The organism is Methylobacterium sp. Gmos1 (genome assembly GCF_053764715.1).
This window is the reverse complement of sequence record NZ_JBSNCC010000010.1, coordinates 145,923-170,982: the sequence shown is the minus strand read 5'-3', so window position 1 is coordinate 170,982 and position 25,060 is coordinate 145,923. Positions and strand designations below refer to the sequence as shown.

General features: G+C 71.4%; 17 protein-coding genes. 11 read left to right on the top strand and 6 right to left on the bottom strand.

Going from position 1 to position 25,060, the window contains the following annotated elements; genetic code table 11:
- The first annotated feature begins 258 nt into the window (after window positions 1-258).
- The 6 genes from ACS5PV_RS19800 to ACS5PV_RS19775 all read left to right on the top strand — a co-directional run bounded on the left by ACS5PV_RS19800 (window position 259) and on the right by ACS5PV_RS19775 (window position 10,589).
- Window positions 259-3,549: an efflux RND transporter permease subunit gene (locus ACS5PV_RS19800; protein ID WP_455397051.1), complete on the top strand. Its 3,291-nt coding sequence runs from the start codon at window positions 259-261 to the stop codon at window positions 3,547-3,549.
- 323 nt (window positions 3,550-3,872) lie between these two features.
- A complete protein-coding gene (locus ACS5PV_RS19795; RefSeq protein WP_455397050.1) occupies window positions 3,873-5,348 on the top strand; it encodes an efflux transporter outer membrane subunit in 1,476 nt (491 codons plus the stop codon).
- Window positions 5,349-5,629: 281 nt separating this feature from the next.
- Window positions 5,630-7,249: an ABC transporter ATP-binding protein gene (locus ACS5PV_RS19790; protein ID WP_455397049.1), complete on the top strand. Its 1,620-nt coding sequence runs from the start codon at window positions 5,630-5,632 to the stop codon at window positions 7,247-7,249.
- Window positions 7,246-8,454 carry a phosphopentomutase gene (locus ACS5PV_RS19785; RefSeq protein WP_455397048.1) on the top strand — a complete coding sequence of 403 codons (1,209 nt, stop codon included), beginning with the start codon at window positions 7,246-7,248 and terminating at the stop codon, window positions 8,452-8,454. Before ACS5PV_RS19790 ends, ACS5PV_RS19785 begins: the two co-directional genes overlap by 4 nt.
- A gap of 43 nt (window positions 8,455-8,497) precedes the next feature.
- A complete protein-coding gene (locus ACS5PV_RS19780; protein ID WP_455397047.1) occupies window positions 8,498-9,868 on the top strand; it encodes a cytochrome P450 in 1,371 nt (456 codons plus the stop codon).
- Between the two features lie 82 nt (window positions 9,869-9,950).
- Window positions 9,951-10,589, top strand: a complete 639-nt coding sequence (locus tag ACS5PV_RS19775; RefSeq protein WP_455397046.1) for a TetR/AcrR family transcriptional regulator — start codon at window positions 9,951-9,953, stop codon at window positions 10,587-10,589.
- Between the two features lie 31 nt (window positions 10,590-10,620).
- On the opposite strand, the gene ACS5PV_RS19770 is transcribed toward ACS5PV_RS19775, so the two are convergent.
- Window positions 10,621-12,096, bottom strand: a complete 1,476-nt coding sequence (locus tag ACS5PV_RS19770) for a SulP family inorganic anion transporter (RefSeq protein ID WP_455397045.1) — start codon at window positions 12,094-12,096, stop codon at window positions 10,621-10,623.
- A gap of 554 nt (window positions 12,097-12,650) precedes the next feature.
- Window positions 12,651-15,299: an MMPL family transporter gene (locus ACS5PV_RS19765; RefSeq protein ID WP_455397044.1), complete on the bottom strand. Its 2,649-nt coding sequence runs from the start codon at window positions 15,297-15,299 to the stop codon at window positions 12,651-12,653.
- A gap of 405 nt (window positions 15,300-15,704) precedes the next feature.
- On the opposite strand from ACS5PV_RS19765, the gene ispH reads away from it, so the two are divergent.
- Both ispH and hpnH read left to right on the top strand, forming a co-directional pair.
- Complete coding sequence (gene ispH / locus ACS5PV_RS19760) at window positions 15,705-16,655, top strand: 4-hydroxy-3-methylbut-2-enyl diphosphate reductase (protein ID WP_455397043.1); 951 nt, start codon at window positions 15,705-15,707, stop codon at window positions 16,653-16,655.
- 122 nt (window positions 16,656-16,777) lie between these two features.
- Entirely contained in the window at window positions 16,778-17,932 is a 1,155-nt protein-coding gene (hpnH, locus tag ACS5PV_RS19755; protein ID WP_455397042.1) for an adenosyl-hopene transferase HpnH, read from the top strand.
- Here the strand turns inward: hpnH and ACS5PV_RS19750 are convergent.
- From ACS5PV_RS19750 to ACS5PV_RS19740, 3 genes are all read right to left on the bottom strand, one after another.
- Window positions 17,855-18,595, bottom strand: coding sequence for a phosphorylase (locus ACS5PV_RS19750; protein ID WP_455397041.1), 741 nt, complete (start codon window positions 18,593-18,595; stop codon window positions 17,855-17,857). The two genes, hpnH and ACS5PV_RS19750, sit on opposite strands and share 78 nt — an antisense overlap.
- 220 nt (window positions 18,596-18,815) lie before the next feature.
- Window positions 18,816-19,880, bottom strand: a complete 1,065-nt coding sequence (locus ACS5PV_RS19745; RefSeq protein ID WP_455397040.1) for a hypothetical protein — start codon at window positions 19,878-19,880, stop codon at window positions 18,816-18,818.
- Window positions 19,881-20,161: 281 nt separating this feature from the next.
- Window positions 20,162-21,055: a 3'-5' exonuclease gene (locus ACS5PV_RS19740; RefSeq protein ID WP_455397039.1), complete on the bottom strand. Its 894-nt coding sequence runs from the start codon at window positions 21,053-21,055 to the stop codon at window positions 20,162-20,164.
- A gap of 477 nt (window positions 21,056-21,532) precedes the next feature.
- Between ACS5PV_RS19740 and ada the strand changes: the two genes are divergently transcribed.
- The 3 genes from ada (at window position 21,533) to ACS5PV_RS19725 (ending at window position 23,888) form a co-directional block, all read left to right on the top strand.
- Window positions 21,533-22,618 (top strand): bifunctional DNA-binding transcriptional regulator/O6-methylguanine-DNA methyltransferase Ada, encoded by a 1,086-nt coding sequence (gene ada / locus ACS5PV_RS19735; RefSeq protein WP_455397038.1) that lies wholly within the window; start codon window positions 21,533-21,535, stop codon window positions 22,616-22,618.
- A 122-nt stretch (window positions 22,619-22,740) separates the two neighbouring features.
- Window positions 22,741-23,445: a DUF4142 domain-containing protein gene (locus tag ACS5PV_RS19730; protein ID WP_455397037.1), complete on the top strand. Its 705-nt coding sequence runs from the start codon at window positions 22,741-22,743 to the stop codon at window positions 23,443-23,445.
- Between the two features lie 227 nt (window positions 23,446-23,672).
- Entirely contained in the window at window positions 23,673-23,888 is a 216-nt protein-coding gene (locus ACS5PV_RS19725) for a hypothetical protein (protein WP_455397036.1), read from the top strand.
- A gap of 98 nt (window positions 23,889-23,986) precedes the next feature.
- Here the strand turns inward: ACS5PV_RS19725 and ACS5PV_RS19720 are convergent, their stop codons facing one another.
- Complete coding sequence (locus ACS5PV_RS19720; protein WP_455397035.1) at window positions 23,987-24,703, bottom strand: ribonuclease activity regulator RraA; 717 nt, start codon at window positions 24,701-24,703, stop codon at window positions 23,987-23,989.
- Between the last annotated feature and the right edge of the window lie 357 nt (window positions 24,704-25,060).

Below are 25,060 nucleotides of genomic sequence, written 5' to 3'. Positions count from 1 at the left end.
AGCGCAGATTTTCACTTCCGATCGTGTGCATCCCCTATCCCCGCGGGCGGGGAGAGGGCTGCTGACCCCTTGTCGGGTCAGCAGCGAGGCGGCAGCCGATGGTGAGGGGGTGTTTCCGGATGAGACTCTTCCGGTACCACCCCCTCACGCTCGCTCCGGCTTCGCCTCCGCTTGTCACGACCCCGACAAGGGGGTCGTGACCCTCTCCCCGCCCGCGGGGAGAGGGGAAGGCCTGCGGCGCACCCGCGGGGCCCGCCCGTGAACCTCTCCGCCCCCTTCATCCTGCGCCCGGTCGCGACCACGCTCCTCACCCTCGGCGTGCTCCTCGCCGGCCTGTTCGCCTTCGTGCGGCTGCCGGTGGCGCCGCTGCCGCAGATCGATTTCCCCACCATCCTGGTCCAGGCGCAGATGCCCGGCGCCAGCCCCGACACCATGGCGACCACCGTCGCCGCCCCCCTGGAGCGGCGCCTCGGGCAGATCGCCGACGTCGACCAGATGACGTCGACGAGCTCGGTCGGGCAGACCCGGATCGTGCTGCAATTCGGGCTCGACCGCGACATCAACGGTGCCGCCCGCGACGTGCAGGCGGCGATCAACGCCGCACGCGCCGACCTGCCGACGGCTCTGCGCACCAACCCCACCTACCGCAAGTTCAACCCGGCCGACGCGCCGATCCTGATCCTCGGCCTGACCTCGAAGACGCTGAGCCCCGGCGCGCTCTACGATTCCGCCGCGACCGTGCTCGCCCAGAAGCTGTCGCAGCTCGAAGGCATCGGCAACGTCGACATCGGCGGCTCGTCGCTGCCGGCGGTGCGGGTCGAGCTCGATCCCCACGCCCTCTTCAACTACGGCATCGGGCTCGAGGGCATCCGCGCCGCGCTGGCGAGCGCCAACGCCAACTCGCCGAAAGGCGCGATCGAGGCCGGCGAGCGGCGCTACCAGCTCTACGCCAACGACCAGGGCCGCAAGGCCGCCGACTACCAGGACATCGTGGTGGCCTACCGCAACGGCGCCGGCGTGCGGCTTCGCGACGTCGGCCAGGTGGTCGACGGCGTCGAGGACCGGCGCAACCTCGGCCTCGTCAACGGCCAGCGGGGCGTACTCCTGATCGTCTACAAGCAGCCCGGCGGCAACGTCGTCGAGACCATCGACCGCCTGAAGGAGGCGCTGCCGCAGCTCAAGGCGGCGCTCCCGGGCGACACCGAACTGATCGTCACCGGCGACCGCTCGCTCACCATCCGGGCGTCGCTGGCGGAGGCCGAGCGCACGCTCATCATCTCGGTCGGGCTCGTGATCCTGGTGGTGTTCGGCTTCCTGCGCTCGGCCCGCGCGACGCTGATCCCGGCCGTCGCGGTGCCGATCTCGCTGGTGGGCACCTTCGCGGCGATGTGGCTGTGCGACTACAGCCTCGACAACATCTCGCTGATGGCCCTCATCATCGCGGCCGGGTTCGTCGTCGACGACGCGATCGTGGTCCTGGAGAACATCCAGCGCCACATCGAGGACGGTCGCTCGCGGGTCGAGGCAGCGTTGCTCGGCGCCCGCGAGGTCGGGTTCACGGTCCTGTCGATGAGCCTGTCACTGATCGCGGTGTTCCTGCCGATCCTGCTCGCCGGCGGCATCATCGGGCGGTTCTTCCAGGAATTCGCCGTCGTCCTGTCGCTGGCGATCCTGATCTCGCTCGTGGTCTCGCTCACCACCACGCCGATGATGTGCGCCCGGTTCCTGAAACCCGAGGCGCACGGCGCGCGCCCCGGCCCCGTGGCGCGGGTGCTGGAGGGGGCGTTCGACGGGCTCCTGTCGGGCTACCGGGTCACCCTCGACTGGGCCTTGCGCCACGGCGTCATCGTGATGCTGGTGCTGCTCGCGGCGGTGGTGCTCAACGTCTACCTCTACGTCATCGTGCCGAAGGGGTTCTTTCCCCAGCAGGATACCGGCCAGATGATCGGCGGCATCCAGGCCGACCAGCGCATCTCGTTCCAGGCGATGAGCGCCAAGCTCCGGCGCGCCACCGCCATCGTCCAGGCCGATCCGGCGGTGGAGAGCGTGGTCGGCTTCACCGGCGGGCGCGGCACCAACTCGGCCAACGTCTTCGTCGGCTTGAAGCCCCTCGGCCAGCGCGACCCGATCAGCGACGTGATGACCCGCCTGCGGCCGAAGCTCGCCGCCATCCCGGGTGCCCGGCTCTACCTGTTTCCGCGCCAGGACTTCTCGATGGGCGGGCGCCAGAGCTTCTCGCAGTACCAGTACACCCTGCAGGGCGACACCAGCGAGGAACTCTACACCTGGACCCCGAAGCTGCTGGAGGCGATGCAGAAGGACCCGATCTTCACCGACGTCACCTCCGACCAGCAGCAGGGGGGCCTCGAGACGCGCCTTGTCATCGACCGGCCGACCGCCTTCCGCTACGGCCTGACCCCGGACCAGATCGACAACACCCTCTACGACGCCTTCGGCCAGCGCCAAGTCTCGACGATCTACAACCCGCTGAACCAGTACCACGTCGTGATGGAGATCGCGCCGCGCTACCTCGACAACCCCGAGACGCTGAAGATGATCTACGTCTCGACGTCCGGCGCGCGGGCCCGCGGCTCGGCCACCACCAACGCGGTCGCCGGCACGGTGGCGAGCGCCGCAACCGCCCCCACCGACGCGACGAGCGCGGCCGCCGCGGTCGCGACCGATTCGGCCCGCAACGCCGCCACCAACTCGATCGCGGCCGCCGGCCGCTCCAGCGCCTCGTCGAGCGCGGCGGTGAGCAGCAGCAAAGAGACGATGGTGCCGCTCTCGGCCTTCGCCAGCTTCGAGACCGGCTCGACCCCCGTCCAGGTCAGCCACCAGGGCCTGTTCGTCGCCACCACGCTGTCGTTCAACCTCGCGCCGGGCATGAGCCTGAGCGACGCCACCGCGGCGATCGACGGCCACATGCGCGACCTGCGGATGCCCGCCACCATCCACGGCGAGTTCGCCGGGGCCGCCAAGAGCTTCCAGTCCTCGTCCTCGCGCCAGCCGCTGCTGATCCTGGCGGCCCTGCTCGCGGTCTACGCCGTGCTCGGCATCCTGTACGAGAGCTGGGTCCACCCGCTCACGATCCTGTCGACCCTGCCGTCCGCCGGCATCGGGGCGATCCTCGCCCTGATGCTGGCGGGCGAGGAGTTCGGGGTGATCGCGCTCATCGCCGTGATCCTGCTCATCGGCATCGTGAAGAAGAACGCCATCATGATGATCGACTTCGCGCTCGACGCCGAGCGCACCCGGTCCTTGAACCCGCGGGAGTCGATCCGCGAGGCCTGCCTCTTGCGCTTCCGCCCGATCATGATGACAACCCTGGCCGCACTGCTCGGCGCGCTGCCGCTGATCCTCGACGGCGGCGAGGGCTCGGAGCTGCGCCGTCCCCTCGGCATCGCCATCGTCGGCGGCCTCATCGTGAGCCAGGTCCTGACCCTCTACACCACCCCCGTCGTCTACCTGTACCTCGACCGGTTCCGGCTCTGGGTCGGACGCCGCCGGCGCGGGGATTCCGCCACGCGGGCGCTGCCGGCCGAATGACCGCTTTCTCCGACGATCGAATGATGCTGGACGGCGACGCGCGCCCGAACCCCACCTCCATGGGTCATTGGTTTCACGCGACGGACCATGCGCATCCCCTCTCCCCGCGGGCGGGGAGAGGGTTTCGCCCCCCTCGTCGGGGGCGAAACGAGGCGGTAGCCGAAGGTGAGGGGGTGTTCCCGGATGTGGCTCCTTCGGCAATACCCCCTCACCCTCGCTCCGGCTTCGCCTCCGCTTGTCACGCCCCCGACAAGGGGGGCGTGACCCTCTCCCCGCCCGCGGGGAGAGGAGAAATCCCGCGCCGTGTCCGGCAGCGTAGAGCCGTGCCATTGCACCTCGCCGCCGCGGCCATCCTGCCCCTTCTCCTCGCCGGCTGCCTCGTCGGCCCCGACTATTCCCGCCCCACCGTCGAGGCGCCCCCGGCCTTCAAGGAGGGCGGCGCCCGGCCAATGCCGCCGCGCAACTGGCGGCCGGTGCGGCCCCTCGACGAGGCGGACCGCGGCGACTGGTGGCGGGTGTTTCGCGATCCCACCCTCGACCGGCTGATCCGCCTGATCGACGTCGACAACCAGAACCTGCGTGCCCAGGTCGCCGCCTACCGCCAGGCCCGCGCCCTGGTGCAGGAGGCCCGCGCCCAGCTCTTCCCCACGGCGCTCGGCGCCCCCTCGATCAGCCGGTCCAGCACCGGGGGCGTCGAGCGCACCACCCTGACGCTGCAAGGCTCGGCGACCTGGGAGCTCGACCTGTTCGGGCGCATCCGCCGCCTGATCGAGAGCGACGTCGCCGCCGCCCAGGCGAGTGCTGCCGATATCGCCTCGGTGCGCCTGGCGTTGCAGACGCAGCTCGCGACCGCCTACTACCAGCTGCGCTACCAGGAATCGCTCCAGAGCCTGCTGGAGCGCACCGCCCGGGCCTACCAGCGCTCCCTCGACATCACCCAGAACCAGTACAATGCCGGCGTCGCCGCCCGCTCCGACGTCATCACCGCCCAGACCCAGCTCCAGACCACCCAGGCCAACGCCATCGCGGTCGGGTTGCAGCGTGCGAACCTCGAGCACGCCATCGCGACGCTGATCGGCCGGCCGCCCTCCGAGGTGTCGCTCGCCCGCGGCAGCCTGCCGTCGCGCCCGCCCGCCGTGCCGGTGAGCCTGCCCTCCGACCTCCTGGAGCGCCGGCCCGACATCGCGCTGGCCGAGCGCACCGTGCAATCGCAGAGCGCCCAGATCGGCGTCGCCGTGGCGGCGTTCTTCCCGACCGTGACGCTGTCGGCGAGCGGCGGCATCGCGGGCGATCCGGCCCGCAACTTCTTTGCCGCCGCGAACTCGTTCTGGTCGGTGGCGGCCTCCGGCAGCCAGGTGCTGTTCGACGGCGGCGCCCGCACCGCGGCGCTGCAAGCCGTCGAGGCCGCCTACGACGCGGCCGTCGCCAATTACCGCCAGACGGTGCTGACCGCCTTCCAGCAGGTCGAGAACGGCCTTGCCGGCCAGCGCATCCTCGCCCGCCAGCAGGCGGCGCAGGAACTGGCGGTGCAGTCGTCGCGCCGGGCGGTCGAGATCGCGCTGAACGAGTACCGGGCCGGCACCCAGAACTACACCACCGTCGTCACCGCCCAGGCGCTGGAACTCAACAACGAGGTGACCGAGTTGCAGGTCCGGCTCAACCGCTTCACCAACGCGGTGTCGCTGATCGGTGCGATCGGCGGCGGCTGGGACACGCGCAGCCTGCCGAGCGGCGAGGAGCTGAAGCAGTTCCGGCCGCTGCCGATCGACAGCGGCCAGGCGCCGCGGGTGGACGAGTGAGGGGGGACGGAGCAGGGCGGTAATGCATCCTATCCCACCCTTCACCTCATCCTGAGGTGCCGGAGCGCAGCGGAGGCCTCGAAGGAGGGCTCCAGAAGTCTGTGCGATCTCTGGAGCCCTCCTTCGAGGCTCCCTACGGTCGCACCTCAGGATGAGGCGGAGGGTGAGAAGGTTCTCCCGGATCCGCACCCAGTGTCCCCCGCGACGCGGCGCCGGTTCCCGGCCGCCGGGGAATGGCCTACATCGGGTCTCCGGCTCCACGCCGCCCGACCCATGAGCCGATGACCGACCCGCTCCTCTCCGTCCAGGACCTCTCTGTCGCCTTCCGCCAGGGCGGGCGCGAGACCCGCGCCGTCGATCGCGTCTCCTTCGCCATCGCGCCGGGGGAGACCGTGGCCCTCGTCGGCGAGTCGGGCTCGGGCAAGTCGGTGACGGCGCTCTCGATCCTGCGTCTCGTCGACGGCGCGACGCCGGAGGGGCGCATCCTGTTCAAGGGCCGCGACCTGCTGACGCTCTCCGAGCCGCAGATGCGCGCGGTGCGCGGCGCCGACATCACCATGGTGTTCCAGGAGCCGATGACCTCGTTGAACCCGCTGCACCGCATCGCCGACCAGGTCGGCGAGGTGCTGCGGCTGCACAAAGGAATGAGCGGCGAGGCGGCGCGCGCCCGCACGCTCGAACTCCTGAACCTCGTCGGCATCCGCGACGCCGAGCGGCGGCTGGGCGCCTATCCGCACGAATTGTCCGGCGGGCAGCGCCAGCGGGTGATGATCGCGATGGCGCTCGCCTGCGAGCCCGACCTGCTCGTGGCCGACGAGCCGACGACGGCGCTCGACGTCACCGTCCAGGCCCAGATCCTCTCGCTGCTGGCCGACCTGAAATCGCGCCTCGGCATGGCGATGCTGTTCATCACCCACGACCTCGGCATCGTGCGCCGCGTCGCCGACCGGGTCTGCGTGATGCTGCAAGGCCGCATCGTCGAGACCGGTCCGGTGGCCGAGGTGTTCTCGAAGCCCCAGCACGACTACACGAAGCGCCTGCTCGCCGCCGAGCCGCGGGGGCGCGGCAACCCGGTCCCGGACGGCGCCCCGATCCTGGTCGAGGCCGGGCCGATCCGGGTCCACTTCCCGATCAAGTCGGGCCTGCTCCGGCGCACCACCGGCCACGTCAAGGCGGTGGACGGGGTGGCGCTCACCGTGCGCGAGGGTGAGACCGTCGGGGTGGTGGGCGAATCGGGCTCCGGCAAGACCACGCTGGGCCTCGCCATCCTGCGGCTGACCGCGTCCGAGGGACCGGTGGTCTATCTCGGCCGCCGCATCGACGGGCTGTCGGCCCGCGCCATGCGCCCGTTGCGGCGCGAGATGCAGGTGGTGTTCCAGGATCCCTACGGCTCGCTCTCGCCGCGGATGTCGGTGGCCGAGATCGTCGCCGAGGGGCTGGAGGTGCAAGGGAGCGGCCGCAGCGACGCCGAGCGCCGGCAGATCGTCGCTCGCGCCCTCGACGATGTCGGGCTCGATCCCGCCGCCATGGACCGCTACCCGCACGAATTTTCCGGCGGCCAGCGCCAGCGCATCGCCATCGCCCGGGCCATGGCTCTCGATCCGCGCTTCGTCGTCCTCGACGAGCCGACCTCGGCCCTCGACATGTCGGTCCAGGCCCAGATCGTCGAGTTGCTGCGCGAACTCCAGCGCCGTCGCGGTCTCGGCTACCTGTTCATCAGTCACGACCTCAAGGTGGTCCGCGCGCTCGCCAACCGGGTGATGGTGATGCAGGGCGGCCAGGTGGTGGAGGAGGGCGCGGCCGAGGAGATCTTCGCCGCGCCGCGCACCGAATACACCCGCGCCCTGTTCGCCGCCGCCTTCGACATGGCGGCGGCCCCCGCCGGGGCGGTGAGCGAATGAGCCGGGCGCTCCTCATCGTCCTCGATTCGGTCGGCATCGGCGGCGCCCCGGACGCGGCCGAGTTCGGCGATGCCGGCGCCGACACGCTCGGCCACATCGCCGAGGCCTGCGCCGCCGGTCGCGGGGACCGGGCGGGCCTCCGCGCCGGTCCTTTACGCCTGCCGCACCTCGCCGGCCTGGGCCTGGGCCTTGCCGCCCAAGGTGCGAGCGGCCGGTTGCCGCCCGGCCTCGGCCCCTCCGGTCCGGTCGAGGGCGCGTGGGGCCACGCGGTCGAGCGGGCGCGGGGCAAGGACACGGTGTCGGGCCACTGGGAGATCGCCGGGGTGCCGGTGGATTTCGCCTGGGGCCACTTCCCGGCGACCCGGCCGGCCTTCCCGCCGGACCTCACCCGGGCCCTGATTGCGGAGGCGGGCCTGCCGGGCATCCTCGGCGATTGCCACGCCTCCGGCACCGCGATCATCGAGGATCTGGGGGCCGAGCACGTCCGGACGGGCCGGCCGATCTGCTACACCTCCGTCGACAGCGTTTTCCAGATCGCCGCCCACGAGGAGGCGTTCGGGCTCGACCGGCTCTACGACCTCTGCACCATCGCCCGCCGGCTCTGCGATCCGTACCGGATCGGCCGGGTCATCGCCCGGCCGTTCACGGGCGACGAGGCGTCGGGCTTCACCCGCACCGCGAACCGGCGCGACTACGCCGTGCCGCCGCCCGCCGCCACGCTCCTCGACCGGCTGACCGCCGCCAGCCGGCCGGTGGTGAGCGTCGGCAAGATCGGCGACATCTTCGCCCACCGGGCGACCGGCCGCGAGATCAAGCCCGGCGGCAACGACGCCTGCCTGACCGCCGCCCTCGACGCGCTGGCCGAGCTTTCCGACGGCGGCCTCGTCTTCGCCAACCTCGTCGAGTTCGACACCGAGTACGGCCACCGCCGCGACGTGCCGGGCTACGCCGCGGCGCTGGAGCGCTTCGACGCGCGGGTGCCGGAGATCCGGGCGATCCTGCGACCCGGCGACCTCTGCCTCGTCACCGCCGACCACGGCAACGACCCGACCTGGAGCGGCACCGACCACACCCGCGAGCAGGTGCCGGTGATCGCCTTCGGGCCGGGCATCGCCTCCGGCCCCCTCGGGCCGCTCGGCTTCCCCGAGATCGGCCGGATGGTGGCGCGTCATCTCGGCGTGGCGGAAGCGGAGCGGGTCGCGTAAACCTCGCAGGCCCGTCCGTCGAGCGCCACCGGAGAGCCGCCCCTTGTCCGATGCCCTCTCGTCCCTGACGGTTCCCGGCTACGTGCCGCCGGTGCCGCCGCTCGCCGAGCGGGTCGGCTGGCTCAAGCTCCTCGGCGCGTTCCGGCGCAACACCCTGGAGGCGTTTCCTCGCGCCTGCCTCGACGCGCCGGCGGTGACGATCCCGCTGCCCGGGGGTGGGCGGATGGTGCTGCTCTCGACCCCGGCGGGCGCCCGCCAGGTGCTGCTCACCGCCACCGACGACTTCGCGCGCCTGCCCGCCGGCCGGCGGGTGATCGGCCCCATTGCCGGACGCGGCCTGGTGCTCGCCGACGGCGAGGCCTGGCGCCACCAGCGAAAGGTTCTCGCCCCCGCCTTCACGCCCCGCACCCTGCCGCTGATGCTGCGCTTCGTCGCCCGCAGCGCCGAGGAATCCTGCCGCCGGCTGGAAGCCGGCCTTGATACTCCGGCGGATCTGCGCGGCGAGATGCAGCGCGTCGCCCTCGACATCGCCACCACCTCGATGTTCTCGCTGGAGACCGGGGCGCTCGGTGCCGAGATCCGCTCCCTCGTCTCCGGCTACCTCGACCGGCTCGGCCGCCCGACCGTCGCCGATTTCCTGCTGCCGCCGGGCTGGCCGACCCCGTCGAGCCCGCGCCGGGCGCTGTTTCGCCGCCGCTGGCTCCGGCTGGTCCGGGCGGTGCTGGAGGCGCGCCGCGGGCAGGGCACGCAGGGCGCGCCGCGCGACCTGTTCGACCTGCTGATCGAGGCCCATGGCGACGCGCCGGGCGGGCTCCTCGCCGACGAGGTCGGCACCTTGATCGTCGCCGGCCACGAGACCACCGCCTCGACCCTGTTCTGGGCCTGCATGCTCCTCGCCCGCGAGCCGGCGATGCAGGACGCGCTCGCGGCGGAGGCCGCCGGGCTCGACCTCGCCGAGGCGGGCGCCGCCGCGGCGCTGCCGTCCTTGCGGCTGGCGAAGGCGGTGGCACAGGAGACCTTGCGGCTCTATCCCCCGGTCTACGTCATCGCGCGCCGTGCCGCGCGGGCGAGCGTAGTCGAGGGCGCCGAGATCCCGGCGGGCAGCATCGTGATGATCCCGACCTGGGTGCTCCACCGCAACCCGCGCTGGTGGGACCGGCCGGAGGCCTTCGATCCGGGGCGCTTCCTCGACCGCCCGGAGCCCGACCGCTTCGTCTACCTGCCCTTCGGCGCAGGACCCCGGATCTGCATCGGGGCGCAACTCGCCTTGTCCGAGGCGACCCTGGTACTGGCCCGTCTCACTCGCGAGTTCCGCCTCTCTCTCGCCGACGACCGTCCGGTCCTGCCCGTGGCGACCACCACGGTGCGGCCGGACCACGTGCCGCGCTTCCACCTCGCGCGCCGCGCCGGTTGAGCCTGCCGCCGGCGCGAAAATGCTCTATGGGGGCTTGTGCAGGCGGCCGGCCCCCGGCCCCGCGACATGAGACAGTGATACGGTGCGACCCTGGCGCAGCGGCCCGTCCGACCGGCGCGGCTACCATCACGGCAACCTCAAGGAGGCCCTGATCGAGGCCGCGCGCCGCTTCATCGCGGAGCGCGGGATCGGCGGCTTCACCCTGGTCGACGCGGCGCGCCTCGTCGGCGTCTCGCCGGCGGCGCTCTACCGCCACTTCCGCGGCCGCGAGGCGCTCTTGGAGGAGGTGGCCGAGCGCGGCTTCACCGAGCTCGCCGCCCGCCTCGCCCGGGCGCTGCGCGGCCCCGGCACGCCGCTGGAGCGCTTCACCCGCATGGGTGAGGCCTACCTGACCTTCGCCGAGGAGGAGCCGGGCTACTACGCGGCGATCTTCGAGGCCCGGCCCCCGGGCCCCGACGGATGCCCGCCCGCCCAGGCGCCGCGCGACCGCGACGCGTTCGGGCTCCTGGTAGATGCCCTGCGCAGCACGTTCCCGGACGGTTTCTCCGCAGGCGTCGATCCGCGCTTCGTCGCACTCGAGGTCTGGGCGCTGTCCCACGGTATCGCGACGCTCTCCGCCGCCGGCCGGCTGCCGACCGGCCCAGGCCTGCCGACGAAGTACGACCTGCTGCGCGCCGGCGTGCTCGCGATGGTGCACGGGGCGACGGCGCGGGCGGGGTAGGGCGACGGGGCGGTGCCCCGCCGCGCAAGCCTCAATGCCCCGAGGCCACGGCAGTCCCCGGCTTATCGTGGGTCCCGAGCGTGTCGACCAGCGTGGCCGAGGCCGCGTTCAGCCCGGCGACCTCCACCGGAACCCCGTGGTGGCGGAACTTCAGCACCACCCGGTCGAGAGCGTTGACGGCGGTGAGGTCCCAGAAATGGGCGTCCGTCAGGTCGATCACGACGCGCTCCAGATCGTCCTCGCGGAAGTCGAAGCCGGCATGGAAGGCCTCCGCCGTGGCAAAGAAGATCTGGCCGCCGACCCGGTAGGTGCGGATGCCGCCCTCGCGCGCGGATGCCACGGCGAAGAACCGGGTGACCTTGTGCGCGAAGAACAGCCCGCTCAACACCACGCCGAACAGCACGCCCTTGGCGAGGTCGTGGGTGACGAGCACGACCGCGACGGTGCTGAGCATCACGATGCTCGACGTGGTCGGGTGGGTGCGGAGCGTGCGGATCGAGCGCCACTGGAAGGTGTTGACCGACACTACGATCATCACGGCGACGAGAGCCGCCATCGGGATCTGCGCGACGTAGCGCCCGAGCACCACGATCAGGAACAGCAGGAAGGCGCCGGACCACAGGGTCGAGAGCCGGCCGCGTCCCCCCGACGAGACGTTGATCATCGACTGGCCGATCATCGCGCAGCCGGCCATGCCGCCGAACAGGCCGGCGGTGACGTTGGCCAGCCCCTGGCCGGTGCACTCTCGGTTCTTGTTCGAGGTGGTGTCGGTGTGCTCATCGATGATCGCCGCGGTCATCAGGCTCTCGAGCAGGCCCACCATGGCGATTGTCAGTGAATAGGGCAGGATGATCCGGAGGGTCTCGAAGGTAAGCGGCACCTGCGGCAGGGCAAAGATCGGCAGCTCGCTCGGCAACATCCCCATGTCGCCGACGGTGCGGATGTCGAGGCCCAGGCTCATCGACAGGGCGGTGCACAGCACGATCGCCACCAGCGCCGGGGGCACGGCCTTCGTCAGGTACGGCAGGCCGTAGATCAAGGCGATGCCGGCAGCCGTCATCGCGTAGACCACCGGCCCGCGGCCGATCAGCTCCGGCATCTGGGCGAGGAAGATCAGGATCGCGAGCGCATTGACGAAGCCGGTGACGACCGAGCGCGAGACGAAGCGCATCAGGTCGCCGAGCCTGAACGCACCGGCGGCGATCTGGATCAGACCGGTGAGGATCGTGGCGGCGAGTAGGTGGCCGAGGCCGTGATCCTTGACCAGCGACGTCATCAGCAGGGCCGTCGCGCCGGTGGCCGCGGAGATCATCGCCGGGCGCCCGCCCGCGATGGCGGTGACGACCGCGATGCAGAACGAGGCATAGAGCGCGACCTTCGGGTCGACTCCGGCGATGACCGAGAACGCGAGCGACTCGGGGATGAGGGCGAGGGCCACGACGGTTCCGGCCAGGATTTCGCGCGTGACGTCGGGCGCCCATTCGCGCCGCAGGCGGACGAGTTTCATGGATGTTGAGCTTTCGAGGCGAGGCGCGACGGCGCGCGCGAGGACAATCCACCGCGCTGGGCGGAGGGGCACGAAGGACAGGCGTGGGGAAGGGACGCGGGAGAGCGGGGCGCTACGGCGGCGTGGGCCGCGAGACCAGTCTGGCTCGATCCTGCATCATGGGTCGTGCCCTAGCACGGAGTTTTGCTGCGCCGCAACTGGAGGACGTGAAGAAAGTCTCGACCGTCAAGCGCAGCCTTTTCCGTCGAGCCAGTCAAAAAACGAGACGAGCGGGAATTCTCTCCTCTCCCCGCGGGCGGGAAGAGGGCTGCGTCTCCGTTCAGGAGAGGCAGCAAGCCCGCAGAACGAGGGTGAGGGGGTTTCTCCGGATGAGCCTTCTTCGGCACCACCCCCTCACCCTCGCGGCGAACCTGCGGTTCGCTGCTCCCTGAGCCCCTTCGGAGCTCAGGCCTCTCCCCGCCCGCGGGGAGAGGAGCATGTCCGCGCCATTCATGAAAAAAGCCCGCCCCTCGTGAGAGGGACGAGCTTTTCTCGTGACAGCCCGGCTCCCGGCCTCAGGCCGGGATCAAAGGATCGCGCCGCGCCGCATTCTCCGGCACCCCGTCCTTCGCCTTCTGCTTCGGCGGCGGTCCGAGGAAGGCCGGGACGATGAAGAACGCGGCCACCAGGGTGAAGAACAGCGACAGCGCGAGCAGCTTGCCCATGCTGGCGGTGCCCGGGTGGCTCGACAGGACCAGCGAGCCGAAGGCGGTGCCGGTGGTGAGCGCCGAGAAGAAGATCGCCCGGGTCAGGCTCGAGGCCAGCATGTCGGCGACGCCGGCCCGCCAGGCGATCACGTAGTAGATATGGAAGGCCACGCCCACCGCCAGCATCAGCGGCAGCGCGATGATGTTGGCGAAGTTGAGCGGCATGCCGATGAGGTAGAGCGCCTCCAGCGTCCACAGCGTGGCGAGCACCAGGGGCCCGAGCGCCATGGCGACGTCCCAGGGCCGCCGCAGGGCGACCGACAGGATGATGAAGATCGACAGGAGCGCCAGCAGCCCCGCCTCGATGAAGGCGCCGAGGATGGTGTGGCTCGACCGCGTGGTGGCGACCGGCGCGCCGGTGGCGTGAGGAGCGACGCTCAGGACTTCCTTCGAGAAGTGCCGCAGCACCTCGTTGTCGTTCGAGTTGCCCTTCGGCTGGACCTCGATCCGGGCCTTGCCGTCGGCGGCGATCCAGTCCTGGCGGATCTGCGCCGGCAGGTTCTCCAGGGTGATCTTTGTCGGCGCGAGCAGGCTGCGCAGGCGGGTGAGCAGCGCCTTGAGGTTCGGCACCACCGCGTTGGCGGCGGCCTCGCGTACCGACGGCTCGGCGCCGGCGAGGCGGTCGAGGGTGTCGGTGAAGCCCTGGATCGTCGCGAGCGGCCCGGAGGCGTTCGCCGCGCCGCCCTGCGCCCCTTGCGAGATGCCGCGCAGGGCCGTGACCGCGTTGCGGATCGCCGTCACCACGTCGCGGTCATTCGGCGCCGGCGCCACGCGCGGCGGGTTGAGCACCGGCCCCAGGACCTGCGCGGCATCCTCGATGGTCGCGAGTTTCTGGTCCTGGTCGGCGGGCACGAAGGTGTCGATGTCGATCACCCCGGCGACGCTCGGCAGTGCGGTCAGCCTCTTGACCATCGGGGCGATGGCGTCGCGGTTGGGCACGATCACGTCGATCGTGTTGGGGCTGGTCTTCGGGTCCTTGGTCAGGTCGAGATAGGTCGCGACCGACTCCACCTTCGCGCTGCGCAGGTGCATCGGGTTCGAATCGAACGGCAGCCAGTAGAGCAGCGGCAGGCCCGCCACGGTGACGAGGCCGGTGAGAACCAGGACCAGCTTGCGGTTGGCGAGGATCCAGTGGTCGACCGAAGCCATGCTGGCGGTGCCGACCTCCTGCTTCTCGCCCGGCGGCCGCAGCACGGCGATCAGCGCCGGCAGCATGGTGAGGGAGGCGAGATAAGCGACGATCATGCCGACGCCGGCGATCAGGCCGAGCTCGGACACGCCGCGGAAGTCGGTCGGCAGGAACGAGAAGAAGCCGGCGAGCAGCGATACCGCCGCGAGCGTCAGCGACCAGCCGACCCCGCGGGCCGCCGAGCGGATCGCCCCGACGAGATCGGCCTGCGTGAAGCGGTCGGCGCGGTAGCGCACGGCGAACTGGATGCCGAAATCGATGCCGAGGCCGACGAACAGGGCCGCGAACGCGACCGAGATCGGGTTGAGCTCGCCGACCATCAGGAGGCCGAGGGCGGCGGTGACGATCAGGCCGGCGAAGGTGGTGATGAGCACCGCCACGACGAGGCTGCCCGAGCGCAGGGCCAGCCACAGGAACAGCACGATGGCGCCGCCGGTGACCGAGTAGTTCAGCGCCGCGTCGTCGGCGAGCGTCGCGAACTCGTCGTCCGCGACCGCGACCTGGCCGGTGAGCCGCACCCGCACGCCGTTGGCCTCGGTCAGGCCGAGGTTGCGGGCGGTCTCGCGGATGAGCTGCGTCGCCTTCTCGCCGGGCTGGAGCGCGTCGTAGTCGAGCACCGGCTGGGCGATGACGAAGCGGCGCAGGTCGCTCGGCTCCGCCTTGCCGCCGGCGAGCAGCAACTGCCACGAGAGCTGGGCCGGCTCGCCCTTCAGAACCTTGTCGAAGACGTCCTTCATCTGGCCCATCGGGCCGACGAGGTCGTCGGGCTTGGCCTGGCCGGCCTTCACCCCTTGGGCCCCCATCACCATCGCCTGCATGATGCCGCGCAAGGACGGGTCGGCGGCGAGCGGCCCGAGCAGGCCCTGCTGCTGGATCAGCCGCTCGGTGGTCTGCTCCAGCTCCTTCTGGGGCATCAGCAGCAGGCCGTTCTTGTCGAAGAACGGGCCGCCGTCGGGCCGGTAGACCACCGGCAGCAGGTCCTTGCGCGACGACAGGGCCTGGGTCAGGCGGTTCGCCGCCTCCTCGGCCTGCTCCGGCGTCTGCCCGTCGATGACGGCGACGAGCAGGTTGCTGCGCTGCGGGAACGTCTTCTCGAACTGGATCTCGTCCTGGCGCCAGGGCACGTCCGGCGTGATCAGGCGCTCGACGTCGGTGTTGATCCGGAAGAGGTGCGCCGCCGTGACGGCGCTCGCGACGGTGAGCAGCAGCGCCGCCACGAGGACGAGCCAGCGCCGGTGTACGGAAAACGCCACGAGCCGTTCGATCACGATGCCAAGCCTGCCTCTAGCTCGCGGGCCGCGCGGCGGGCCCGGTGAAATCCTGATGATCGGCCCGACGGCCCCGCCGGGACGGCGAGGTGCTTGCCAGGACGCGCACCAGCCGGGACCAAGGTAGCGCGCGGGACGGCGCCGCCCATGGTCGCGGGGTGCAACGGCGTCACGGCGACGCTCGAAGAAGCGCATCCGTGGCGCGCTAGGTAATGACCCGCAGGCCCGATTGCAACGCATTGACCCGCAACGCATCCCCGATCCGGCGCGCCCGCGCCGCCCACAGGTGCCGCACGAGCTCGGCTTTACGCTGCCGCCGCGGGCGCCCTACACCTCCGGGAAGAGGGCTCTGGCCGGGAAGGGCCGAGCCCGGACCGGGATTGCGGCGAGGGGGACGGAGGAGAGGTGGCCGGAACGGGTGAGAACGGGCTCGACCTCGTGCTGGCCCAGCCGAGGGGCTTCTGCGCCGGGGTGGTGCGGGCGGTCGATATCGTCGAGCGGGTGCTCGCCCGAGGCGATGGCGCGGTCTATGTCCGCCACGAGATCGTCCATAACGGCCGCGTCGTCGCCGACCTGAAGGCCAAGGGCGCCCGCTTCGTCGAGAGCCTCGACGAGGTGCCGGATGGGGCCACCACCATCTTCTCGGCCCACGGCGTGTCGCGCGCGGTCGAGGCCGAGGCCGCGCGACGGAGGCTGCCCGTCGTCGACGCGACCTGCCCGCTCGTCGCCAAGGTCCACAGGCAAGGGCAGCTCTACGCCGCCCAAGGCCGAACGGTGGTCCTGGTGGGGCATGCCGGCCACGCCGAGGTCGAGGGCACGCTCGGGCGGATCGACGGTGCAGTCCGCCTCGTCGGCAGCGTCGCCGAGGCCGAAGCCCTCGACCTGCCCCGGGACACGCGCCTCGCCTACGTGACCCAGACGACGCTGAGCGTCGACGACACGCGGGCGATCATCGCGGTGCTGGCCCGGCGCTTCCCGGACCTCGTCGGGCCGGAGACCCGCGACATCTGCTACGCGACCCAGAACCGCCAGGTCGCCGTGCGGGCGCTCGCCGCGGTCGCCGACGTGATCCTGGTGGCCGGGGCGCGCAACTCATCGAACTGCAACCGCCTGCGCGAGATCGCCGCCGAGGCCGGCCGGCCGAGCCACCTCGTCGAGGGGGCGGAGGACGTCGACCGAATCGATCTCGGCGGCGTCCGCACGCTCGGCCTCACCGCCGGCGCCTCGACGCCGGAGGTGGTCATCGCCGAGGTGATTGCTGCGCTGCAGCGTCGCACCCCCCTGCGGATCTCCAGCCTTCCGGGCGTTACCGAGAGCGTGAGCTTCCCGCTCCCGTCGAGTTTGGGCCACAGTTAGGCGCTTCCTCGCCCAGACTGGACCCTTTCGAACCTAGCTCGCTGGAAATCCGCCACTTTTCGGGCTAATCAGCCCGCTTGGCACAGCACCCGACACGAACCACGACACAAGGAGCCTTGGTCTTGGGCATTCCTCTCCGGTACGTCGCGAAGATCGGCGGCTACATTCTCAAGCAGCACATCACCGGCCGCAAGCGCTACCCGCTGGTCATGATGATGGAGCCCCTGTTCCGGTGCAATCTCGCCTGCGCGGGTTGCGGCAAGATCGACTATCCGGACGAGATCCTCAACAAGCGCCTGCCGGTCGACGAGGCCCTCGAGTCGGTCCGCGAGTGCGGTGCACCCGTGGTCGTCATCGCCGGCGGCGAGCCGCTGCTGCACAAGGACCTGCCGCAGATCGTCGAGGGCATCATCGCCCAGAAGAAGTTCGCGATCGTCTGCACCAACGCGCTTCTCCTCGAAAAGAAGATCGCGCAGTACAAGCCGAGCCCGTACTTCACCTGGTCGATCCATCTCGATGGCGACAAGGAGATGCACGACCAGTCGGTGTGCCAGCGCGGCGTCTACGACAAGGCGGTGGCGGCGATCCAGAAGGCCAAGGAGATGGGCTTCCGGGTCACGATCAACTGCACCTTCTTCAACAACTCCTCGGCCGACAAGATCGCGGACTTCTTCGACAGCGTGACCCGGATGGGCATCGACGGCATCACCGTCTCCCCCGGCTACGCCTACGAGCGCGCCCCCGATCAGCAGCACTTCCTCAACCGCCGGGCGACCAAGGACCTGTTCCGCGGCGTGTTCCGCCTCGGCAAGGAGAAGGGCCGCGAGAAGTGGACCTTCCAGCAGTCGGGCCTGTTCCTCGACTTCCTGGCCGGCAACCAGACCTACCACTGCACGCCGTGGGGCAACCCGACCCGGACGGTCTTCGGCTGGCAGAAGCCGTGCTACCTGCTCGGCGAGGGCTACGCCAAGACCTTCAAGGAGCTGATGGAAACCACGGACTGGGATTCCTACGGCACCGGCAACTACGAGAAGTGCGCCGACTGCATGGTGCATTCGGGCTACGAGGCCTCGTCGGTGGTCGATTCGGTGAAGAAGCCGTGGAAGCCGCTGGTCTACGCCATGCGCGGCATCAAGACCGAGGGCGAGATGGCTCCCGAGATCTCCCTCGAGAACCAGCGCCCGGCCGAGTTCGTGTTCTCACGCAACGTCGCGCAGAAGCTCTCCGAGATCCGGGACGCCAAGGCCGACGCCAAGAAGCGCGCGACAGCGGCCTAGGGAGTCGAAGGCCGCCGACGAGTCGCGGGCGAGGCGAACCAGCCCGCCCAACGTGGCCGAGCGGCGCGCCAGAGCCGACAGGACGGCGAGGATATCGGGCTCGCCGTCCGGCTTGATGGCCTTGGCGATCGCCGCCGGCAGGGCGCGGTCGGCGGGGTCGCACACCACCCTGACGGCACAGAACGGCAGGCCGTGCGCCTCCGCGAAGGCGGCCGCGACGTGGGATTCCATGTCGACGGCCGCAGCGCCGGTCTCGGCGCGGAGCCCCGCCTTGGCGTGCGGCGACAGCACCGCCGCCTCCACCCCGACGACATCGGCGAGCACCACCCGCACCGGCGCGTCCGCCAGCCGGCGTGCGAGCGCCGCGACGATTTGCGGATGCGCCGGATGCCGCATCCCGCCCGCGCTCACCCCCGTCGCCACCACGACGTCGCCCGGCGCGAGCGCGGGATCGAGCCCGCCGGCGATGCCGAGGCTCATTACCGCCCGGCAGCCCGGCGCCGCACGACCCTTCAGCACGTGTCGCAGCCGCTCCGGATCGCCCCCGGCCCCCACCGTCGCCACGCCCGGCCCGGCGGCCAGCCGCGCCTCGCGGGCAAGGCCGGTGACAGCGAGCACGGGATGGGGCCCGGTCGGACCGGTCGTATCCTCGATGACGATCATGCGGGGGCTCGAAAGCTCTCGGAGTGGGGAATGCGGTAGTTCGCCATCCCTCATACCAGAGCCCGTGGGGCGGTCCTGTGGCGTTGGCGACACGGGCGGGATCGTGGGGCCGGGCGGCCTCGCAGAACGAGACCCCGTCCCTGCGGCCGCAGCGGCTGCAGGCCGTCAACGTCGATCGGGAGCCGGCAGCACCTCGGGATGATGCCGGATGCGGTCGCGCTTACGGCTTCGGCGCCTGGGCCGCCGAGGCTGCGGCCTCCGCCTTCAGCTTGGCCTCGACCTCGGCGCGGATCCGCGCCTCCATCTCGGCCTTCGCCTGCGCGTCCGCCTCGGCCTTGCGCTTCGTCTCGGCCTCGGCCCGCATCTGCGCCTCGATCCTCGCGCGCATCTCGGCCTCGACCTTGGCGGTCTCGGCGGCGGCCTTGCGGTCAGCGCCGCGCTTGGCGGCCGAGGCGGCGTAGTCTTCGGGGCTCTGGGTGAGATAGGCGCTCAGCTCGGTCTCGAACTGCCCCGTCTCCACTCCCGCCTTCGGGCAGCCCGGCACGTCCGGGCCCTTCATCTTCTCCTGCGCTAACGCCTCGATCGGCGCCATCTCCGGCCGCAGCGCGGCGATCTTCGCATCGAGGGCGGTCCGCTGCATGCCGGTGGTGCTCACGTCGCAAGCCGCGACGGTACGCTGGAGCAGAAGGCCGAACAGATACGCCTCGATCCGGTTCTGGGGCGGAACTGGCGCGGCCGGCGCCGCGGCGGGAGCGGGCGTTGCCGCCGATGCTGCGGGCGCCGCCGCGGCAGCGTCGCAGCGCTTGAGGCCGTCGAACGCGTCGGCGAAGCCCTGGATGCGGAAATCGGCCTCGCCGTCGTCGAACTTGAGGACGATCTGCTTGCCCTTCAGCAGCTTCGAGATCACGGCCTCCGGCAGCTCGGTGGTGAGCAGCTTGCCGTCGCCGGTCCAGCCCTGCTTGGCGTAGACGACCTGCTTGTCGATCGAGAGCGCCGCCTGGACGGTCTCGTCCTTGTCCCATTCCCAGTTCTGATAACCGAGGATCAGGACCAGCTTGTCGCCGTTCAAGGTGACGACGATGGCGTTCTCGGCATCCTTGTCGTCCTTGTCCTTGTACGAATAGGCCATCTGGCAGGGATGGGGGCCCTTCGCGCCGACGTTGCGCTCGACCTCCCACCCGCGGACGTTCTCGAACAGCTTGCGCTCACCGGCCCGGGCCGCGGGCGCGAGGGCGGTGCACAGGAGCGCGAGCGTGATCACCGCCGACGCGGATCGTATCGTCATGGGGGTTGGGCTCCACGGAGTCTCGTCCGCGCCATGTCACCCGGAACGGCAGGGTCGCCCGGAACGGTCGAACGCGGCGGTCAATCGTCCGACCGTCATTGGCATACGATTGATCGCGATCCCAGTCGATCGCCCCCGGCACGGTCGGTGAACGAAGTGTTCCGCCCGAGCGTCCGCAGCGTCGGGCCGCGGCCGTCGGCCGGAGACACTGGCTCTCGACAGGCCCAGGCGGCCGATCCGGCCACGGCCCGACTGCGCGTTCGCGACACCAGAGAGGCTGCCTACGCCTCCGGATCGGCCCGCGTCGAGAAGCGGTCGCGGGCGGTGAAGCGGTCGGCCGGCAGGCCGGAGGGCAGGGTGCCGCGGTAGATCTCGCGCGAGAGGAACGAGCGCTCGATCTCGATCTGCTCCTCGTCGAGGTCGACGTACCAGCAGCGGCGCCGGGGCGACCAGCGGTAGTTCCGGTCCTTGAGCCGGTCCTTGAGGGCGATCGGAGCGTCGGAGGCCCAGAGCCGCACGGTCGGCCGGCGCGCCGCCTCGAGGAGAGCGGCGAGCGCCAGGCGTCCCGAGCTGCGCAACGGCCGGGCAAGGATCGCCAGCAGCGCCTCGCAATCGTCGATCGCCCGGTGGCCGTTGTGGAAATGGCCGTGGTCGGCGAGCAGGTGGCCGAGCCGCATGCCCTCGTGGCCCTCCGTCCGCCATGGGATCTGGTGGCAGGAGCAGGCCCAGTTGCGCGAGACGAAGATCGGCCAGCGCCGCTCGCACATCTGCCGGTCGAAGCGGGCGTTGTGGGCGATGACGACCCGGGCCTCGGCGGCAAGCGCCGCCACCGCCGCGTCGTCAATGCGCTGGCCGGCCACGTCGGCATCGGTGATGCCGGTAAGGCGAACCACCGCCTCGAGGATCGGCCCGGAGGGCTGGTGGAGCTGGTTGAACCGCTCGAGCACCCGGTAGATCCGGCCGCTGGCGCCGTACTCGAACGAGATGATGCCGAGCTCGATCACCTCGTCCGTCGTCACGTCGATGCCGGTGGTCTCGGTGTCGAGGATCAGCCCGACGAAGGTCGGCTCGTCCGGCGTCTCGGCCGGGGGCACGAAGGGGCCGAGGCGGCGCAGCACCCGGTAGTCGCCGGTGCGCTCCAGGATGGCGGCGATGTCGTCGAGCGCGTCGGTCAAGCGGCGATCACCCCGGGCAAGCGGCCGCCGGCGGCGGCGCGTGTCGTTGCTGCGTGTCGTTCCTTGGAGCCGGGATAAACCCGGGTCCGCCGCCGGGCCAAGAGCCCCGCCGCCACGCTCCACCGTATTTGCATCCGGCAAACGAACCGTCGCCACGGCGGCGAGGAGGGTACCTCACGACGAAAAATCCCCGCTGCCGGGCGGCAGCGGGGAAGTCGAGGAGATCCGAGAGACGAGCGCCGGCCGGGGAGGAGAAGGCCGGCGGTGCGACGGGCCGGCTCCTGCCGCCCGACTGTGACCCCAACCTCCCGCCGCTAGCCCGGTTTCCGGGGGGAGGCGCCGGAAAGGCGTCTGGAGTAAACCTGTGGCAAGCCGCGACCGGAATCTTCCGGGGAATTCGGTAGCAAGCGCCGGGATGCGCGGGCGGGCCATGCGGGGCGAGGCTGGCGCCGGCGCCAGACCAAGGAGGCAGGCCTCATGCGCAACCCGGATTCCGACATCGCGGTGATCGGCGGGCCTCCGCCGCTCGACGACGCCGCGCGCTTTGCCGCCATCGCCCGCCGCGACCGGACCATGGACGGCCTCTTCGTCTACGCGGTGCGCAGCACCGGCGTCTATTGCCGGCCGAGCTGCGCCGCCCGGCCGGCGAGACCGGAGAATGTCAGCTTCCACGCGACCTGCGCGGCGGCGGAAGGTGCGGGCTTCCGGGCCTGCCGGCGCTGCCGCCCGAACGAGGCGAGCTTCCACGAGCGCCAGGCGGCGGCGGTGGCCCGGGCCTGCCGGATGATCGAGGCGGCGGAGGCGCCGCCGGCGCTGGCCGACCTCGCGGCGGCGGCGTCCCTGAGCCCCTACCACTTCCACCGGGTGTTCAAGCAGGTCACCGGTGTGACGCCGCGGGCCTACGGCGCGGCGCGGCGCGCGGCGCGGGCGGCGGAAGGGCTGCGGCAGGGCGAGACGGTGACGGCGGCGCTGTACGACGCCGGCTACGGCGCGGCGAGCCGGTTCTACGCCGCGGCGCCGGCCCGCCTCGGCATGACGCCCACGGCCTATCGCCGGGGCGGGGAGGGCGCGGCGATCCGCTTCGCGGTCGGCGCCTGCTCTCTCGGCCACGTGCTCGTGGCGGCGACGGAGACGGGGATCTGCGCGATCCTCCTCGGCGACGATCCCGACGCCCTGCTGCGCGACCTCCAGGACCGCTTCCCGAAGGCGGTCCTGACTGGGGGCGACGGCGCGTTCGAGGCGGTGGTGGCGCAGGTCGTCGGCCTCGTCGAGGCGCCGGGGCAAGGCACGACCCTGCCCCTCGACATCGGCGGCACCGCCTTCCAGCAGCGGGTGTGGCAGGCCCTGCGGGCGATCCCGCCGGGGCGCACCGCGAGCTACGCGGAGATCGCCCGGGCGATCGGCGCGCCCGCTTCGTCCCGGGCGGTGGCGCTCGCCTGCGGTGCCAACGCGCTCGCGGTGGCGATCCCCTGCCACCGGGTGGTGCGCCAGGACGGCAGCCTCTCGGGCTACCGCTGGGGCGTCGAGCGCAAGCGGACCCTCCTCGACCGCGAGAGGACCTAACGGAGCGTCCCTTTCCTTCCGGAACTTTCACCGAGGAGGCAGGTTGTGGGGCCGAAGGGGCGTTAGGCCTCGCGCAGCGCATCACCCGGCGCGGCGAGGCTATACACGATGGATCTCAAATAATGTCTCGTACTGCTCTTCTGGCCGTACTCGGCTTGACGCTCGCCGGCAGCCTGCCGGCTTCGGCCCAGAACCTGGTGATCTTCCCGAGCGACCGCCCGGCGGCCGAATCGACGGAAGGCTTCCGCGCCGAGGCCCTGCGCAGCGACGCCTACAACATCGAGGCGAGCCGCCTCGCGCTGCAGAAGTCGAACAACCGCGCGGTGCGCGGTTACGCCGAGCAGACGATCGTCAACCGCCAGGCGACCACCGACGCGCTCCTGCCGCGCGGCACCTCGCTCAGCCCCGCCGGCACGGTGGTGGGCGATGCCGGCACCAGCAACATCCTGACCGCGCCGCTGGCGATCGCCACCGCGCCGATCGCCGTGGTCGGCAACGTCCTCCAGGGCCGCCCGATCACCGACGTGAAGATCGTCGACACCGACCCGGCCACCCCGGGCCGTCGCGTCGCCCTCGATCCGGTGCGCCAGCAGCGCCTGGCGCGGCTCCAGGCCGCCCCGGGCGGCAAGCGCTTCGACGCGCTCTACACCGCTGACCAGGCGCGGGCGCAGGGCGACACGGTGCAGCTATACGAGACCTACTCGCGCTTCGGCGACAGCAACGCCGGCCGCACCTTCGCCAACGAGGCCACGCCCATGCTGCGCGACGACGCCGGTGCGGCCGACCGCCTCGCGGACCGTTACTCGGACGGCGATTCGCTGTTCTGACCGGCCGGGGCCGGGCGGGATCGTCCCGTCCGGCCCGGTGCACCCGTGCTGCGGGACGGCTCGGGCGATGGGCCGAGCCTTCCTTTGAGGAATACGCAACGGAATTTGCGCCGGCGACGGATCGACAGGCCGAGCCCGGCGTTCTGCTACCGATCCCTGCCGCAAAGGTCGCGGCGGGGATCGAGGGGACCATCCACCGCGCGAGCCTCCCCCTGGAGTGCCAACCCATGTCGTGCCGCCACAACGCCGTCGCCCCCCTGCCGCACATGATCGCGACGGCGCCGTCCCACCTGCGCAAGTGGCGCCGCTTCCCGCGGGCGATGCCGCCGGCGGCCAACGACAACGTGCGCCCGGGCAGCGTCGCCGAGGTCGGCCTGTGGGCCGCGGCACTCGGCGCCACCGCCACGATGGTGGCGGTGCTGCTCGTCGGGATGATGGTCTGACCAGAGCATGTTCCGACGAACCGGGTACCGGTTCGTCGACGGTATGCGGCAAGACAAGGACGAGGCAGCGACGCGATCGTGAAGCTGCCCGGCCCAGCTCAGCGGCCGGTCTTCCGCCGCCAGGCCGCAAAGTCAGTCTTGGCCTGCTCGTCGATCAACGGATAGAGGCCGATCACGCCGCGGCCGTTCTGGACTTCCTCCAGCACGAAATCCTCGAACACCGTCATCTCGGCCGCCTCCGCCGCGACCTCGTCGGCGATGTCGGCCGGGATCACGATCACGCCCTCGGCGTCGCCCACCACCACGTCGCCGGGCCAGACCGCGACGTCGCCGCAGCCGATCGGCACGTTGATGTCCAGCGCCTGGTGCAAGGTGAGGTTGGTCGGGGCGGAGGGGCGGTTATGGTAGGCCGGGAAGGGCAGGGCGCCGATCTCGGGCGAATCGCGAAAGCCGCCATCGGTGACGACACCCGCCGCGCCGCGCTTCATCAGCCGCGTCACCAGGATCGCGCCGGCGGAGGCCGCGCGCGGGTTCTTGCGGCTGTCCATCACCAGTACCGCGCCCTCGGGGCACTGGTCGACGGCGACGCGCTGCGGGTGCGCGGGATCGCGGAACACCGCGAGCGTGTTCAGGTCCTCCCGCGCCGGGATGTAGCGCAGGGTGTAGGCCTCGCCGACCATCGTCCCGGCCTGCGGGTTGAGGGGGTGAACGTCCTGGATGAACTGGTTGCGCAGGCCGCGCTTGAACAGGGCGGTGGCCAGGGTCGCGGTGCTGACGGTCTTCAGCGTCGCGCGGGTCTCGGGGCTCAGGGGCATCGGGGCTCTCCGGTCGGGGGCGCGGCCGGGGGCGATGGGAGCGGCCAGGTGCTCGCACCCAGATCCTCCCCACCCGCACCGGACGGCTTCGCCGCTCCGCGGCCACCCGGGGGCAGCCTGTTGACGGGCGTATTGAAGCACTAATGTTTTAGTGCATCAACCGGGATGGCGCGGAACGGTGCGTGTCAGAACCCTCCCCCCTCTGCGGGGGAGGGTGGCGAGCGGAGCGAGCCGGGAGAGGGGCGGCGCGACGCTGATCCAGCTGGCGCCCTTCAACACGGTCGCGACCTCTCCGGAGGCGGCGTCCCCTCTCCCGACCCCCTTTCGGGGGCCACCCTCCCCCGCAGAGGGGGGAGG